This is a genomic window from Salinilacihabitans rarus, assembly GCF_024296665.1.
In the GTDB taxonomy this organism is placed as follows: Archaea; Halobacteriota; Halobacteria; order Halobacteriales; family Natrialbaceae; genus Salinilacihabitans; species Salinilacihabitans rarus.
Genome location: NZ_CP100762.1, coordinates 688356 through 703647 on the forward strand (window position 1 = coordinate 688356; position 15292 = coordinate 703647).

A 15292-nucleotide genomic window follows, 5' to 3' on the forward strand; every position below is an offset into this window, starting at 1 on the left:
CTACCGTATGGCGTCGGAACACAACCTCGACGACTACGACTCGGTTCGCGAATCGTTCACCTGGGACGACGTCTTCGCCGAGGCCGACTGGGAGGCCCCGGCGTCGCTGAACATCGCCCACGAGGTCTGCGACCGCCACGCCAGCGACGGCGACCGGATCGCGCTGCGGCAGGTCGGGGTCGACGGCGAGTCGCGGACGCTGACGTTCGCGGAACTGGCCGAGCGGTCGAACCGGTTCGCCGACGTCCTCGCCGACCTCGGCGTCGGCCGCGGCGAGCGCGTGTTCACCTACCTGCCCCGGATCCCGGCCCACTACGTCGCACTCGTCGGAACGCTCAAGCGCGGTGCCGTCTTCGGCGGCATCAACGAGCGGTTCGGCCCCGACGGCATCGCCTACCGCCTCGCGGACTGTGACGCCGCGGCCGTCGTCACCACGAGCGACAACCGCGAGACCGTCGCAACGGCGCTGGAGGAGGTCCCGTCGGTCGAGCACGTGATCGTCGTCGACCGCGGCGACGGGATCGAACCCGACGACGTCGACTTCGAGTACGCCCTCGCGGCGGCCTCGCCACAGTACGAGACCGCCCGGACCTCGGGCGATGACGACGCCCTGCTCTACTACACGAGCGGGACGACCGGCCCGGCGAAGGGCGTGCTCCACGAGCACCGCTGGATCGCGGGCGTCGCGGCCACCCAGCGGTTCGCGGCCGACCTCCGGCCGGACGATCTCTACTGGTCGACCGGCGACCTCGGCTGGCTCACCGGCCCGATCAACACGCTCGGCGCGTGGTTCTGGGGGACGCCGCTGTTCACCTACGAGGGCGAGTTCGACCCCGAGACGTGGGCCGACCTGCTCGACGAGTACCCGATCACGGTGCTGTTCAGCGTCCCGACCGCCTACCGGATGCTCCGCGAGAACGAGGACGCGCTCGCGGACGCCGACCTCGACCTGCGCCACGCGCTCTCGATCGGCGAACCGCTGTCGGCCGGCGTCGTCGAGTGGGGCGAGGAGACCCTCGGCGTGACGATCCACGACACCTACGGCCAGACCGAGACGGGGAACATGATCGTCGACAACTACCCGACGATGGAGGTCCGCCCCGGATCGATGGGCAAGCCCCTCCCCGGCGTCACCGCGGAGATCGTCGATCCCGAGACGGGCGAGCCGCTCGAACCCGGCGAGACCGGGGAAATCGCCCAGCGCGGCGACTACCCCTGTTTCTTCGCCGGTTACTGGGAGAAACCGGACCGGACCGAGGCGTGTTTCGTGAACGGCTGGTACCTCTCGGGGGACCTCGCACACAAAGACGAGGACGGCTACTTCTGGTTCGAGGGCCGGGCCGACGACGTCATCATCTCCGCGGGCTACCGGATCGGGCCGTTCGAGGTCGAAAGCTCCCTCGGCGAGCACTCCGCCGTCGCCGAGGCCGCCGTCGTCCCCAAACCCGACGAGAAGCGTGGCTCGATCGTCAAGGCGTACGTCGTTCCCAGCGAGGGTGCAGACCCCTCGCCGGACCTGAAAGCGGAGATCAAGACCCACGTCCGCGAGGAACTGTCCGCACACGAGTACCCCCGCGAGATCGAGTTCCGCGAGGACCTCCCCAAGACGGTGACCGGGAAGATCCGCCGCACCGAACTGCGCGAGGAGACCGGACGGGCGAGCTAACGGCTCGTCTAGACGACGACACGGTCGCGAGAACGAGCGACGGGAACGCCGAACCGCGGTCAGTCCAGCCGGGCGGACGCTTCGAGTTCCTCGGCCGCGACCGGTTCGGCCTCGGCCGATTCGAGCCGCTGTGCGCGACCCGTCTCGCTCGACCGGTAGATGGCGTCGATGACCCGCTGGACGACCAGCGCCTCCTCGACGGTGTTGGCCGTCGGCTCCGCGCCGGCGACGATCGTCTCGAGGAACACGGCGTCTTGCTCGTTGTACCCCGTCGCCGACGAGTCGCCCGAGAGGTCGACGTCGGCGTAGTGGTCGACGCCGGCGGTGTCGGTCTCGTAGATCCGCATGTCGGTGTCGCCGATCTCGAACTTCGCGCCCGCCTCAGTCCCGCGGACGACGAAGTCCATGCTGGGCTCGCGGTTGGTCGCCCAGGCGGCCTCCAGCGAGATCGTCTTCCCGTCCGCACAGCGGACGAACGCGCTGACGGCGTCGTCGACCTCGTAGGTCTCGGCCTCCGCGTCCCAGTTGTCGCCGAAGCCGTCGGGGTCGGCGTACTCCTCGGTGGTGCCGAAGGTGGTCCGGGTGACGCCGCTTACCTCGACGACCTCGGGGAAGTCGAGCACGTACAGCGCGAGGTCGAGCGCGTGGACGCCGATGTCCAGCAGCGCGCCGCCGCCGGCGAGTTCGGGGTTCGTGAACCACGATCCGGGGCCGGGGACGCCGCGGCGTCGAACGTAGTTCGCCTCGACGTGGGTGAGGTCGCCGAACCGGCCGCGGGCGCTGTACTCGTCGAACATCGCGGCCGCGCCCGTGTGGCGGTTGTGGAAGCCGACCATGCAGATGCCGTCGGACTCGGCGGCGGCCGCGGCGATCCGCTCGGCGCTCTCGAGGCTGTGGGCGAGGGGCTTTTCGACGAGGACGTGACGGTCCGCTTCGAGCGCGGCGACCGCGATCGGTTCGTGGAACTTGTTGGGCGTGGCGACGACGACGGCGTCGACGGCCTCGTCCGCGACGAGATCCTCGTGGTTCTCGTAGGGGGTGGCGCCGTACGTCTCCGCGAACGCGCGCCGCGCCTCGGGGAGCAGGTCGGCGCCGGCGACGACGTCGGCCCCTAGTTCGCTGAGGTTCTTGGCGTGGTGCTGGCCCATCCCGCCGAGGCCGACGACGCCGACGCCGATACCCGAGCCGATCATCGGGTAACCTCCCGTTTCGGTACTCGACCGGGAGCGAGCGCTCCCGTAACCGTTCGTTTCGACGTTCGAGTGCGGTGCCAGCTCTCCATGGTTGCTAGGGGGTGACCGACCGAGATAAGGGTTGTGTCCGGCATAACAACACCATAACGGTTGTTAATGGAATCGAACGCCGGGCCCGCCACGGAGGGAGAGGGGAGGTGAATCGTAATTCCCGGTTTCCGTCGGACCCGGTCCGTCGGTGACCGCCTCACCTATGGCCGTCGAGACGGAAGTGGCGGCCGATGGTCGCAGTCACGATCTGGAACGAGTTCCGACACGAACGCGAGGACGACGAGGTCGCCGCGGTCTACCCCGACGGGATCCACGCGACGCTGGCGGCGGCCCTCGAGGACGACCACGAGGTCCGGACCGCCACGCTCGACGACCCCGAACACGGGCTCACCGAGGAGGTCCTCGACGGGACCGACGTCCTGCTGTGGTGGGGGCACAAGGCCCACGACGAGGTCGACGACCTCGTCGTCGACCGCGTTCAGGAGCGCGTCCTCGACGGGATGGGACTGCTCGTCCTCCACTCGGGCCACTACTCGAAGCCCTTCAAACGCCTCATGGGGACCACCTGTAGCCTCCAGTGGCGCGAGGACGGCGCCACCGAGCGACTGTGGGTCGTCGACCCCGGCCACCCGATCGCCGACGGCCTCGACGAGTACGTCGAGTTGCCCGAGACGGAGATGTACGGCGAACCGTTCGACGTCCCCGAACCCGACCGCCTCGTGTTCACCTCGTGGTTCGAGGGCGGCGAGGTGTTCCGCAGCGGCTGTTGCTACCGCCGCGGGAGCGGCCGGATCTTCTACTTCCGGCCGGGCCACGAGACGTACCCGATCTACGAGAACGAGGCGGTTCGACGGGTGCTACGAAACGCCGTCGACTGGGCCGCGCCGACCGAGGGCGCCCCGCGGACGTTCGGCCACCGCGACTAGAACTCCGTCCGGCCCTCGTCCGTGATCACGCTGTCGAGCAGCGAGACCGGCGTCGCGTCGTAGGCGGGGTTCAGCACCTCGAACCCCTCGGCGGGTTCGGACATGACCTCGGTGCCCGAGCGGAACTCGTTCTCGAAGACGAACCCCTCGGTGATGATCTTCGCCGCCGACCCCAGCACCGTCACCGGCACGCCGATCTCGTTCGCCGCCGTGGTGATGGGGAACGTGCCGACGCGGTTGTACAGCGTCCCGTCGACGATGCAGTCCATCCCGACGATCACGCGGTCGCAGTCGGCGAGGAAGTGGCCGCTCGCGCCGTCGGTGATCAGCGTCGGTTCGACCCCCTCCAGACGGCCGAGCGCGCGGGCGGTCTTCCGCCCGATGTACCGCGGGCGCGCCTCGGTGACGTAGACGTCAAAGCGCATCCCCTCGGCGGTCGCCAGTTCGAGCGCCTCCAGAACGGTCGAGGAGTAGTCGTGGGTCAGCAGCGTCGCCCCGTCGGCGAGGTAGTCGACGGCGTTCTCGGCCGCGCGGCGCTTGGCCGACTCGACCCGCGAGACGACGTCCTCGATCGCCGTCTCGGTGAGTCGCTTCGCCTCCTCGACGCTTTCGGGGTCGTCCCGGTCGACGCTGGCGACGATCTCGCGAACCGCGTTCTGCATCGCGGCGTGGGACGGGTTCGCCCGCCGGAGCACCTTGGCGTTTCGCTCCAGGGCGCGCTGGTACTCCTCGACGGTGGCGAACTCCCTGTCGAGCAGGTCCCGGAGCGCGCGGGCCGCGTTGACCGCCACCACCGAGGAACTGTGCGTCTGCATCTCCCTGATTTCCTCGGCCGTCTCGTCGATCATACCCGAGAGAACTGCCGTGTGAAAGAAAGGTGTTCCGGGTGTGCCTGCGACCCCGACCGCGTCGGCCGATCCGCCCGTCCCCGCCAGCCCGTCGGCGCGGTCGTCGCCGAACCACAACCATCAAGACAATCTTGTGTCTGCTTCCATCATGGAACAAATGCAGGCCGAGTCGAGTCAGTCTCCCCGGTCGGTCGGCGTCGAGTGGATCGTCCTCGCGCTGGTCGCGATCACGGCGGGCATTCACGTCTACCTCGGGGTCACCGAGGGGCGGCCGCCGCTGACGTTGGCCGGCGTCGGCTACGTCGTCGGCGCCGGCCTGTACGCCTCCGGGCGGTTCCGGCGGAGGCTCGTGCTCCTCGCGATCCCGTACACGGCCGTCCAGATCCCGCTGTGGATCGTCGCGGGGACGCCGACGTTCACCTGGGGGGTCGTCGACAAGGTCGTACAGGTCGCGTTGATCGCCGCGCTGGTGTGGCACTACCGCTCGCGTTGAGTCGCGCGGGCCGGGCACCGATTCGTCCGTTCCCGGATCGGATCCGGCGCGGGCACAGCCCTTAGGTCCGTCCGACACCTAGCGGGCCCGATGACCGTCACCGTCAGGTACACCTGCCCGCACTGCGGGGCCGTCACGAGCGTCGAGCGCCGGCCGGACCTCGCCGACAGGTCGGTGACGACGATCCCACAACCCGGCTGGGAGTACGCCGCTCCGGGCGACGACGCCCTCGAATCGGCCGACGGGATCGCGTTCCGCTGTGGCGAGGACGGCCCGACGACCGACCTCGAAGGCCGACCCGTCGAGGGCTGTGGCCGCCCGTTCTACCTCAACTTCGTCCGCTTCGAGCGCGGCGTGGAACTCGACCCCGATCCGCCGACCTACGGCGGGCCGCGGTTCGACTTCCTCGGCTGACGCGGGCCGCGAGCCGCGAGCACAACGCTTTTCGACCGCGGGACGCCACCTACGGGCATGGACGAAGACGCCGTCCGCGACCGCCTGCGGGGGATCGAGGACCCGGACCTCGGCGACGACATCGTCTCGCTCGGCCTCGTCAACGACGTGACCGTCGACGGGGCGGACGTCTCGATCGACCTCGCGCTCGGGGCGCCGTACTCGCCGACGGAGTCGGACCTCGCCGCCGAGGTGCGGCGGGCGTTCGCCGACGAGGGGATCGAACCGGAGCTGTCGGCGAGCGTCCCCGGCCGGGACGACGGCCGGGAGGTGCTGCCGAACGTCAAGAACGTGATCGCCGTCGCCTCGGGGAAAGGCGGCGTCGGCAAGTCGACGCTCTCGGTGAACCTCGCGGCGGGGCTCTCCCGGCTCGGCGCCCGGGTGGGGCTGTTCGACGCGGACGTCTACGGGCCGAACGTCCCGCGGATGGTCGACGCCGACGAGCCGCCGATGGCGACCGAGGACGAGACGCTCGTCCCGCCCGAGAAGTACGGGGTGAAGCTGATGAGCATGGCCTTCCTGGTGGGCGACGACGACCCCGTCATCTGGCGCGGCCCGATGGTCCACAAGGTGATCACCCAGTTGACCGAGGACGTCGAGTGGGGCCACCTCGACTACCTCGTGGTCGACCTGCCGCCGGGGACCGGCGACACCCAGTTGACGATGCTGCAGACGATGCCCGTCACCGGCGCGGTGATCGTCACGACCCCGCAGGACGTCGCGCTCGACGACGCCCGCAAGGGGCTGCAGATGTTCGCCCGCCACGACACCGTCGTGCTCGGCATCGCCGAGAACATGGCGACGTTCGTCTGCGACGACTGTGGCAAACACCACGACATCTTCGGCGCCGGCGGCGGCGAGGCGTTCGCCGACGTCCACGACCTCCCGTTCCTCGGCTCGATCCCGCTCGATCCCCGGGTGCGGGAGGGCGGCGACGAGGGCCGGCCGACCGTCCTCGACGAGGAGAGCGAGACCGGCGAGGCCTTCCGCGAAATCGCGACCAGCGTCGCGAACAACGTCGGCGTCGTCCACCGCCGGAGCGTCTCCGACGCCGCCGCGGAGCGAACCGTCCCCGGCGAACCCGCCGACCCCGCGGACGAGTGAGGTGGCGCCGATGAGCGACTCGACCGACGAGGCCCGGTTCGAGCCCGACCCCGAGCGCGTCGCCGTCCTCCGCGAGGTCGCCGACGACGTCCGCGGCGAGTCGAGCGAGAGCAAACAGCTCGCGAACGTCCTCTACCGCGTCAGCGACCTCTACGACGAGGACGAGGACGCCTCCCCCGAGGAGATCGTTCGGAACGTGAAGTTCATCCTCGAGGTCAAAGAGCGCGGCGGCCTCGGCCGCTGAGCGTTCGCGAGCGCGCCGCTTTTGCCCACGGAAGCCGACGGGCGAGTGTGGACGCGAACCAACGGAGCCGGGCGAACCCGTTCGGCATGGACGAGGAGTGCCCCAACTGTCCGGCGCTCTGTGAGACGCGCAGTCGGGTCGTCCACGGCTACGGCGACGTGGCGGCGGACTTCCTGTTCGTCGGCGAGAACCCCGGTCCCGGCGCCGACGAGACCGGCGTCCCGTTCGCCGGCGACGAGGCCGGCGAGACGTTCCAGCGGATCCTCCAGCGGCTGGGCCTCTGTGACGCCACCTCCGACCCCGACCGGCCGGAGGTCGTCGACGTCTACCTGACGTACCTCACGCGGTGTCGCCACCCCGACCGGCCGCCGACGGACGAGGAGGTCGGCAACTGCGAGCCGTTCCTCAACGCCGAGATCCGGATGATCAACCCCGAGATCATCGTCCCGGTCGGCCAGCGCGCGCTGGAGGAGATCGCGACCGAGCACACGACGAAGCCGGCCGAGCGGTTCGACGTGGAGGCCGACCACGGGCGGACGATCCGCGGGCGGGGGTTCGAACTCGTACCTATGATCGAGCCGGCCGAGCAAAGCGACGAGCAGGTGCAGGCGTGGGTCGAGGCGTTCGCGGGGCTGATGGCCTCGGACTACCGTCAGACGAAGGGTCGCCGCGAGCGCTGACCGCCTACCAGTACGGCGTGCCGAGCCACCGGTCCGAGCGCGCGCCGAGGACGAACAGCCCGAAGACGACCGCGGCGGTGATCACGAGCGACGCGAGCGTCGGCGCGAGGTACTCGCCGGCCGAGGCGAGCGCGTAGTTGCTCGCGAACGACCAGAAGCCGACGGCGCCGAACGCGACGACGACGGCCGCACCCACCAGGCCCGAGAGTTTCCATCCGATCATGTCGTCCGCGACGGGGGCGACCCCCTTAATTCGCCCGGAACGGACGCTCCGGCCGCCGGCGGAAACGCCGCGTTCAAGGGTCGGCGTCTCTCAGTGTCGGGCATGATCGTCGTCGTTCCCGTCGCCCCGCCGCGAGACGGACTCGTGCTGTCGTCGCTCGTCGAACGGACGCCGCTCTCGTCGGCCGACGCCGCGCGGCTGTACGAGGGGGCCGTCGCCGACGTCCTCCGGGCCGTCGCCGAGAGCGGGGGCGACCCGCTCGTCAACTACCGCGACGAGGATACCCTCCCCGAGGCGTTCGCCGACGGCGACCACGAGGCGGCGGTCCGCGAACTCGCGGCCGCGGCCCTCGGGGACGAAGCCCTCGACGAGGTCCGCTTCGAGCGACAGGTCGGCTCGACGCGCGCCGCCCGGATCGGCAACACCGTCACCCACCTGCTCGAACGCGAGGGGGCGACGACCGCCGGCGTGCTCGAACCGACGGCGCCGCTCGTCGGCCGGACGGAGGTGGACGGGGCGGCGATGTCGCTGCGGCGCAACGACGTGCAGATCGGCCCGTCACAGGGCGGCCACACCTACTTCGCGGGGTTCGCCGAGCCGATCGACTTCGACGGGGCGTACGCGGCGCCGGAACTGGCGACGCTCGCCCGGCACGGCGCGGACGCGGGCCTGTCGGTCGGCTTCGCGCCGCGCGTCCCGACCGTGACCGATCCCTGCGGCCTCCGGTCGACGGTCGCGGGGATCGAGGCCCGCCGTGTGGCCAGCAAGCGGCACCCGGAGGTGACCGCCGCCGTGATCGACGACCTCGGGCTGGCCGTCGGCGAAGACGGCTCGCTCGAACGGTCATAGACCGACAACACTTTTTGAACCGACGGTGAACCCTCGGCCGAGGTGGGGTGGCGGAGCGGCCTAACGCGCCTGCCTTGAGAGCAGGTGGCTGTCAAGCCTCATGGGTTCAAATCCCATCCCCACCGTCGCTGTCGCGAACGATTCCGTAAGCGACAGCGAGGTCGATGGATTCGAATTAGACCAGTCGCGCACAGCGAAGCGAGCACGTCTGGGCGTGGTTCAAATCCCATCCCCACCGTCGCTGTCGCGAACGATTCCGTAAGCGACAGCGAGGTCGATGGATTTGATGTCGATCCCATCCCCCGCCGAGTGTCCGGGTCGGCATACCAGGTTCGATTCTGACGCGGTCCCCGAGTCGGGAACCGGCCCGCCCGGCGGTCGTCGGGGCCGTTGCCGTCGGTTCGCTGGACGGTTCAGCGGGCGACCGGTTCCCCAACCGATATAGGGGCCGACGGCCAACGGACGCGCGATGGACGACGATACGGCAGCCCGACGCTCGGTGGTCGGACTCGCGGGGCTGGCGAGTCTCTGCTGTGTCGGCCCCGGAACGGCCGCCGTGACGGGCGGCGTCGCCGCCGGCGGGATGGGAGCCGGCCTCGTCGAGACGGCCGTCATCGCACTGACGCTCGCGGTCGCCGCGTTCGCGATCCGCCGACGGACCGGGTGTGGAACCTGTGACGGCGACCGTGCGTGCGACTGACCCCCCGAGAGAACTGTTCGCCGGTCTCACGTACCGTTTCGCCGACAGAGACGGCCGCGAACGTATATGGTCACGTTCCGCATACGGCCGTACATGCGCCGTTCGAAGAACGTGGGCGGTCTCGACCGCATCGTCCGAGGAGTGCTTGGCATCTGGCTGATCGTCGTCGGCATCGCGGCGTACATCGACGAACAGCGGACGAAAGCCGCCGTCGCGACCATCGCCGGACTCGGACTGTTGCACAACGTGCGGACCGGCTTCTGCGGCGGCAACTACCTGTTCGGGGTCGACACGACCGCCGACGAGGCCGTTTGATCGGAGACGGCCTCGTCCGACCGCGCGTTCGACCCGTTCGTGTCGGCTCCAATAGGTCTACGTAACTACAGGGAGCGCCACCGAACGGAAGCCACGCTCCGATTCGTCGCGGTGTGACCCGCGCCGGCCCGCTACCGGTACGAGAGGTCGAGGTCCAGCGCGCGTTCGAGCAGGTCCGCGTCGTAGCGGTCCTCGGTCTGTTCCGGCCGCCGCTCGTGGATCGTCCTGACCTGCAGGACCGAGTTGCGGAACACCTTGAACGTAGCCTCGTCGACCATCTGGCCGTCGAGGGTGACCGCGCCGGTCCCCTCGCGTTTGGCCTCGTTGAACCGTTCGATCTTGCTGACGTCCCGTTCGAGTTCCGCCGCCGTCGGCATGTGGATGGTGTTGGCCTGGATCGTCTGCTTGGGATAGAGCGACCAGGAGCCGTCGAGGCCGAGGTGGGCCTCGTGCTCGACCTGATCGGCGTAGCCGTCGGCGTTGTAGTAGGTCAGGCCGGCGCGTTCGGTAAACAGGTCGTCGAACGGGCCGCCGATGGCGAGCAGGCCGGCGGCGCTTGCCTCGTTCGAGAGCCGTTCCAGCAGACCGTCCCAGCGCGGGCGGCCGTCGCCGAGGTCCCGGGCGCCGAGTTCGGCCGCGTAGTCGACGGGGCCGAAGACGAGCGCGGTGAGTCTGGAGTCGGCGCCCCAGCGGGCGATCTCCCGGAGGTCCGAGCGCGCCCGCCCCGTCTCGACGATGATCGACAGCCCGATCGAGCCGTCGGGGTGGCCGTGCTCGCGTTCGGCCTCGGCGACGGCGGCCGCCGCGCGCTCGACGTCGGCGAGTCGGCCCACCTTCGGGACGACGACGCCGTCCATTTCGTCGCCGATCTCCGCGACGAGTCGGTCGATCTGCTCGCGCCCGCGCCCGCGAAACGACTCGTCCTCGTAGCTCCACTCGACGCGGGGCCAGATCTCGCCGGGGAAGTCGTACTCGGGGACGAGGTCGATCGTGTTCTCCAGGCCCTCGTCTTTCATGTCCGGGGCGGTCCCGTCTTCCATGTCCGGGACGAGCCAGTCGGGGGCGCCGAACCCCTCGGCGTCGAGGCCGGAGCGGAGGTACTTCGCCGTGTCGTCTTTGGGGACGGCGGCCGGTGCGGTCTGGAAGGTTCGACAGAGTCTCAGGTCGCTCATGCGTGCGTGTGTGTTAGGTCGTCGGCTGGTCGGGGTACTAGTCGTCTCGCTTGCAGATCTTCGCCGCCCGGGTACCCGAGTAGACGGGTTCGTCGCGCTGGTTGAACGCGACGTGTTCGAAGCGGACGGTCCCGGCGACGTCGCCGGTCTCCTCGGCGTCGAGGACGCGCGTGAACGCGTAGACGGTGTCACCGGGGGTGACGAAGGTGTGGAACCGCTCGTCGTCGAAGCCGACCTCGCGGTAGGTCCGCTCGTCCGAGCGGGCGTGACCCAGCGCGGTCGAGCGAGTGACGTCGCCGTAGGTGACGATGTCGCCCGACGGCGAGTCGGCCATCGCGTCGACGTTGTGGTGCTGTTTGGCCGTGTTCAGCGTCGCGAGCGGGAGGGAGGCGACGGTGACGTCGTCCTGGGTCCGCCCGCGCTCGTGGCGGTAGGCGACGGCCGCGTCCCGCCCCTCGGCCGCGTCGAGCGCCGCGGCGAAGTCCTCGAAGTAGCCGCCCTCGGGGACGACGAACTCCGCGGGGAGGTCGGCTTCGTCCGCCGCGTCCTCCGCCGTCCCGCCGTCGGATCGCTCGCCCCCGTCCGTTTCGAGGGGCGTTCGCCGCGGGATCATGTTCGTCCGCTCGTACGAACAGAGGACCTCGCCCGTCTCGGCGTTCGTCCCGCGGGTGCGCCACGTGACGATGCCGTAGTTCGGGCGCGAACTCGAGGCCTTCTTCGTCACGACCTCGCTCTCGACGCGCAGTTCGGTCCCCGGGTAGACGGCGTCGGTCGGGAACCGGACGTCGGTCCGACCGAGGAAGTAGCCCCCCTTCTCGCTTAAGTCCTCGACGGTGACGCCGAGGGTGGCGGCGGTCAGGTAGTCGGGGTGGATCGGCGGCGCCGCGAAGTCCCGGGCCTCGGCCGCGTCCCGGCGCCAGTAGGCGGGATCGTGGTTGAGCGTCTGGCTCATCCACGCCTCGTTGCCGTGTTTCGTGAGGGTGAGGCCGGGGTCGTGTTCGATCACCTGCCCCTCCGCGAAGTCCTCGAAGCAGTTGCCCTTCTCCCGCGTCTCGGCCCGTTCGAGCGCCCGCGCGAACGTCTCCGGGTCGGTCCAGTCAGTCACCGGCGGTCACCTCCTCGGCCGCCCGCGAACGGTCGCGCTCGCGCCGCGCGACGGTCCGTCGCATCTCGTTTTCGACGATCATGAACCCCTCGTCGAAGCCCATCCCCGGCTTGGCGAGCACCTGCGCGGCGTCGGTCGCGAGCGCGACGTGCGCGCAGGCGCGCGCGGAGAGTTCCGTCTCGTTGCAGGTGCCGCCGAGGTACGCGCGGGTGTCGGTCCCCTCGCAGTAGCGAACCGCCTGCGCGCTGCGGTGGACGCTCCCGAGGTCGGGGGTCTTCACCTGCACCACGTCCGCGGCGCCCGCGTCGACGAACGCCCGGACGTCCTCGAAGGTGTTACACCACTCGTCGGCGACGACGTCGACGTCGACGCCGGCGTCGGCGAGCCCCGCCCGGAGGTCGCACATCGCGTCGATCTGGTCCTCGCGGTCGCCGACGTCCATCGGCCCCTCGATCTGGAGCGGGAGGTCACCCGCCGCGTCTTCGAGGGCGGCGAAGTAGTCGACCACCTCGTCGCGGTCGTACGGCGCCCCGAATAGCTCGCCGATCATCCCGTAGACGTCGACGTGCAGGCGGGGCTCGTACCCCTCGGGGCCGAGTTCGCGCGAGCGGTAGACGAGCCACTCGACGTACTCGAGCAGCGCCTCGCCGTCGGAACCGATCTTCTCCTCGGCGTTGATCAGCCCGTGGGGCAGGACGGGGACGCCCTTGACGAACATCTTCTCGGCGTTGACGTAGCGGTCGTCGCCGGTCTGACCGAACACCGGGACGGGTTCGGCCGCGGGCTCGGTCCCGAGTTCGTCGGCGACGACGTCCGTCATCGTCGTCCGTCGCGCCCGCGCGGCCGCGGCGAGCAGCGCCTGCGAGACGCCGTAGCGGATCGCCGTGTGAAGCCGGTCGCCGTCGACGGTCAGTTCTTCGAGCAGTTCGGCGTTCGCGAGGAACTCCTCCGCCTCGCGGCCCGTCACCGCGTCGGCGACCGGGCCCTCGACGACGGGGGCGTACTCCTCGGCTTTGAACAGCGGGTCGCGCCCGCCGGCCCCGGAGTACTGGACCGCGGCGCAGTCGCCGCGGACGACGGTGCCGTCCGCGAGTTCGACCTCGACGAGCAGGGCCTCGCCGGCCTGCCGGATCGCGTCGAAGCCCTCGGTGACGGGGTCGCCCTCGTAGGCGAAGCCGTCCTGACTCGCGCCCCGTTTGATCGCCCGCTGGTCGTCGAAGTAAAAGCCCGAGACGCCGGGCGTCGCGTGGACGCTCTCAATCCGCATTGCCGACACCTCCGGTCCCGCGGGGGCGGCCGATCAGTTTCCCGTCGCTGATCGCGTCGACGTCGTCGGCGACCATCCGGAACGACTGCTCCCGGTCTTCGGTCTCGGCCCGCCGGGAGAGGCGGGCCCGGTGGATCTCCTTGATCTCGTCGTCCATCTCGAGGTCGGCCCACTCGAAGATGCGGACCCGGCCGTCGTCGTCTCTGGCCGGGAGCACCGCGCCCTGCGCGCTGTCGCTCGGCGCGAACGGCACGTCGAGCGCGCCGGACTCGAAGGCCTCGACGGTGCCCCGCGCGACGTCGCCGTCGCCGTGTCTCAGGATCGCGTCCATCAGACAGCGGGTCTCGCGTTCGATCAACGCCTGCTCCTCGTCGATGCCGTCGATGTCGATGTCCTGTTCGATCGCCATGTCGATGATCTGTCTCGTCGTCCGCAACCCGGCCGCGTTGGCCTCCTTGGTCGGCACTCCCTGGAACTCCTGGGGGGACTTCGTGATGACCTTGTCCGGCCGGGCGATCGCCGCGGTCATCCCGCCGAGGCTGATGACGCCGTTGGCGCGGGCCTCGTCCGGCGGGAACCCGCCCATCCACTCGTGGAAGACGGTCGTCACGCGGACCTCGTCGGGCAGGTACTCGTTCGCGAGTTTCCGCAGCGCGCGCAGGGCGGCGACGTCCTGGACGACGTTGCCGACCTGACCGTAGCCGAGGGTGATCGAGCGAACGCCCTGGGTGGCCGCGAGTTGGCCCTCGACGATGCCGATCGCGATGGCGATCGAGGGCGGAACGAGCGTCCCCGTGAGGGGGCCAAACGGCTCGCGGTTGATCCGGACGCCGCGCTCGGTGTACGCGCCGGCCAGCCGATCGACGAACTGCCAGTGTTCGATCGTCTGGGCGAGACCGTGTTCTTTCGTGTACGGAATGTTGTAGGAGATCGGCCCGCCCTCGAAGCTCTGGAAGCCGCCCGCGAACGTGATCGCCGCGAGCAGACGGGCGTCGGGCGTGCCGTGGCGAACCTCGATCGGGGCGTCGATCGCCTCGATCAGTTCCCGGCAGCCGTCGACGCCGTGGTTGACGGCCGGGAAGCCGTTCAGGGTGTCCTCGCCCGTCTCGCGGGCCTCTTCGAGACCCGACTGGGCCTTCCCGTACTCGTTGTCGCGCGTGTACGAGTCGATGGTCGTCGGGAGGAGGTCGGCCTCGCCCTCCGCGCGGAGGTACTCGAGTAACTCGATCTGGTCGTCGAGCCGCGGAACGCCCGCTCGCGGCTGTAACAGCGGCGTGTCGGCGGATTCGAGCACCTCGGCGAACCGCTTCTCCGCGGGGAGCGACTCGTGGTAGCGGATCGCCTCCTCGAAGTCGACGGCCCCACCCGTCGGCCAGTCGGCCCGTATCTCGTCGTCGATGCGCCGTAGCTCGTCGGAAGGAAGTCGTTCGTCGCGTATCATCTAGGTGTTGACGGTAACACGTTCCGACTCGGTCGTCGCGATCTGCAGGTCTCGTCGCAGGGCGGCGATGGCCTCCTCGGGGTCGGTCTCGCTGTCGAAGACGCGATCGAAGCCCATCCCCTCGAACTGCTCGCGGGTCTCCTCGAAGTCGTTCTGGCCGACCGCGAGGTTGCCGCCGATGTACGTGACCGCGTCCACGCCGGCGCCCTCGAGGACGTCGTGGAAGCCCCGGCAGTCCTGTTCGGCGTGGCCGTACAGCGAGGAGACCAGTACGGCCTCGGCGTCGTGGGCGATAGCCGCCTCGGCGAACTCCTCCTGGGAGGTCTGCACGCCGAGGTTGATGACGTCGAATCCTGCCGCACTGAACGCCTGCTCGAGGATCGTGATACCGACGACGTGGGCGTCGGACCCGATCACCCCGAGGACGACCGTTCGGGACATTGTGTGCGGAACCATGGGGAATCCGACCATAAACCTAACGATCTTTCATGATAATACTCCTTAAATCCCCTTTCAGACTCTCCGTGGGGCTTGTTCACACTGTCATGATCTATAGTAAAGG

18 protein-coding genes and 1 tRNA gene are annotated in these 15292 nt (G+C 69.7%); 11 read left to right on the plus strand and 8 right to left on the minus strand.

Annotated features, from left to right (window positions below):
• Window positions 1-7 precede the first annotated feature (7 nt).
• Window positions 8-1666 (plus strand): acetate--CoA ligase, encoded by a 1659-nt coding sequence (locus tag NKG98_RS03740; protein WP_254768330.1) that lies wholly within the window; start codon window positions 8-10, stop codon window positions 1664-1666.
• A 59-nt stretch (window positions 1667-1725) separates the two neighbouring features.
• Here NKG98_RS03740 and NKG98_RS03745 read toward each other — a convergent pair whose 3' ends face one another.
• Window positions 1726-2859, minus strand: coding sequence for a Gfo/Idh/MocA family protein (locus NKG98_RS03745; protein WP_254768331.1), 1134 nt, complete (start codon window positions 2857-2859; stop codon window positions 1726-1728).
• A 281-nt stretch (window positions 2860-3140) separates the two neighbouring features.
• Between NKG98_RS03745 and NKG98_RS03750 the strand changes: the two genes are divergently transcribed.
• A complete protein-coding gene (locus NKG98_RS03750) occupies window positions 3141-3836 on the plus strand; it encodes a ThuA domain-containing protein (RefSeq protein WP_254768332.1) in 696 nt (231 codons plus the stop codon).
• Here NKG98_RS03750 and NKG98_RS03755 read toward each other — a convergent pair.
• Complete coding sequence (locus NKG98_RS03755) at window positions 3833-4684, minus strand: eIF2B alpha/beta/delta subunit family protein (protein ID WP_254768333.1); 852 nt, start codon at window positions 4682-4684, stop codon at window positions 3833-3835. The genes NKG98_RS03750 and NKG98_RS03755 overlap by 4 nt on opposite strands.
• 148 nt (window positions 4685-4832) lie before the next feature.
• Between NKG98_RS03755 and NKG98_RS03760 the strand changes: the two genes are divergently transcribed.
• The 5 genes from NKG98_RS03760 (at window position 4833) to NKG98_RS03780 (ending at window position 7658) form a co-directional block, all read left to right on the plus strand.
• Complete coding sequence (locus NKG98_RS03760; protein ID WP_254768334.1) at window positions 4833-5177, plus strand: hypothetical protein; 345 nt, start codon at window positions 4833-4835, stop codon at window positions 5175-5177.
• A 90-nt stretch (window positions 5178-5267) separates the two neighbouring features.
• Complete coding sequence (locus NKG98_RS03765) at window positions 5268-5591, plus strand: DUF7969 family protein (protein ID WP_254768335.1); 324 nt, start codon at window positions 5268-5270, stop codon at window positions 5589-5591.
• Window positions 5592-5648: 57 nt separating this feature from the next.
• Window positions 5649-6734 carry an Mrp/NBP35 family ATP-binding protein gene (locus NKG98_RS03770; protein WP_254768336.1) on the plus strand — a complete coding sequence of 362 codons (1086 nt, stop codon included), beginning with the start codon at window positions 5649-5651 and terminating at the stop codon, window positions 6732-6734.
• A gap of 10 nt (window positions 6735-6744) precedes the next feature.
• The gene (locus tag NKG98_RS03775) at window positions 6745-6978 is read left to right on the plus strand and encodes a DUF7976 family protein (RefSeq protein WP_254768337.1); all 234 of its coding nucleotides are present in this window, start codon (window positions 6745-6747) and stop codon (window positions 6976-6978) included.
• A gap of 47 nt (window positions 6979-7025) precedes the next feature.
• A complete protein-coding gene (locus tag NKG98_RS03780; protein WP_254768338.1) occupies window positions 7026-7658 on the plus strand; it encodes a uracil-DNA glycosylase in 633 nt (210 codons plus the stop codon).
• A gap of 4 nt (window positions 7659-7662) precedes the next feature.
• Here NKG98_RS03780 and NKG98_RS03785 read toward each other — a convergent pair whose 3' ends face one another.
• Window positions 7663-7881, minus strand: a complete 219-nt coding sequence (locus NKG98_RS03785) for a hypothetical protein (protein ID WP_254768339.1) — start codon at window positions 7879-7881, stop codon at window positions 7663-7665.
• A gap of 102 nt (window positions 7882-7983) precedes the next feature.
• On the opposite strand from NKG98_RS03785, the gene NKG98_RS03790 reads away from it, so the two are divergent.
• The 4 genes from NKG98_RS03790 (at window position 7984) to NKG98_RS03805 (ending at window position 9745) form a co-directional block, all read left to right on the plus strand.
• Complete coding sequence (locus tag NKG98_RS03790; protein ID WP_254768340.1) at window positions 7984-8730, plus strand: hypothetical protein; 747 nt, start codon at window positions 7984-7986, stop codon at window positions 8728-8730.
• 41 nt (window positions 8731-8771) lie between these two features.
• A tRNA-Ser gene (locus tag NKG98_RS03795) sits at window positions 8772-8855 on the plus strand.
• 344 nt (window positions 8856-9199) lie between these two features.
• Window positions 9200-9430 (plus strand): hypothetical protein, encoded by a 231-nt coding sequence (locus tag NKG98_RS03800; protein WP_254768341.1) that lies wholly within the window; start codon window positions 9200-9202, stop codon window positions 9428-9430.
• A gap of 93 nt (window positions 9431-9523) precedes the next feature.
• Window positions 9524-9745, plus strand: coding sequence for a YgaP family membrane protein (locus NKG98_RS03805; RefSeq protein ID WP_254768342.1), 222 nt, complete (start codon window positions 9524-9526; stop codon window positions 9743-9745).
• Window positions 9746-9876: 131 nt separating this feature from the next.
• Here the strand turns inward: NKG98_RS03805 and citE are convergent, their stop codons facing one another.
• The 5 genes from citE to glmS are packed head-to-tail and all read right to left on the minus strand — an operon-like array spanning window position 9877 to window position 15186.
• Window positions 9877-10917, minus strand: coding sequence for an L-malyl-CoA/beta-methylmalyl-CoA lyase (gene citE / locus NKG98_RS03810; RefSeq protein ID WP_254768343.1), 1041 nt, complete (start codon window positions 10915-10917; stop codon window positions 9877-9879).
• Window positions 10918-10954: 37 nt separating this feature from the next.
• Window positions 10955-12022, minus strand: a complete 1068-nt coding sequence (gene mch / locus NKG98_RS03815; RefSeq protein ID WP_254768344.1) for a 2-methylfumaryl-CoA hydratase — start codon at window positions 12020-12022, stop codon at window positions 10955-10957.
• Window positions 12015-13289 (minus strand): methylaspartate ammonia-lyase, encoded by a 1275-nt coding sequence (locus tag NKG98_RS03820; RefSeq protein ID WP_254768345.1) that lies wholly within the window; start codon window positions 13287-13289, stop codon window positions 12015-12017. Before NKG98_RS03820 ends, mch begins: the two co-directional genes overlap by 8 nt.
• Complete coding sequence (locus tag NKG98_RS03825; RefSeq protein WP_254768346.1) at window positions 13279-14730, minus strand: methylaspartate mutase subunit E; 1452 nt, start codon at window positions 14728-14730, stop codon at window positions 13279-13281. The genes NKG98_RS03820 and NKG98_RS03825 overlap by 11 nt, the downstream gene beginning before the upstream one ends.
• Window positions 14731-15186: a methylaspartate mutase subunit S gene (glmS, locus tag NKG98_RS03830; RefSeq protein ID WP_254768347.1), complete on the minus strand. Its 456-nt coding sequence runs from the start codon at window positions 15184-15186 to the stop codon at window positions 14731-14733.
• Between the last annotated feature and the right edge of the window lie 106 nt (window positions 15187-15292).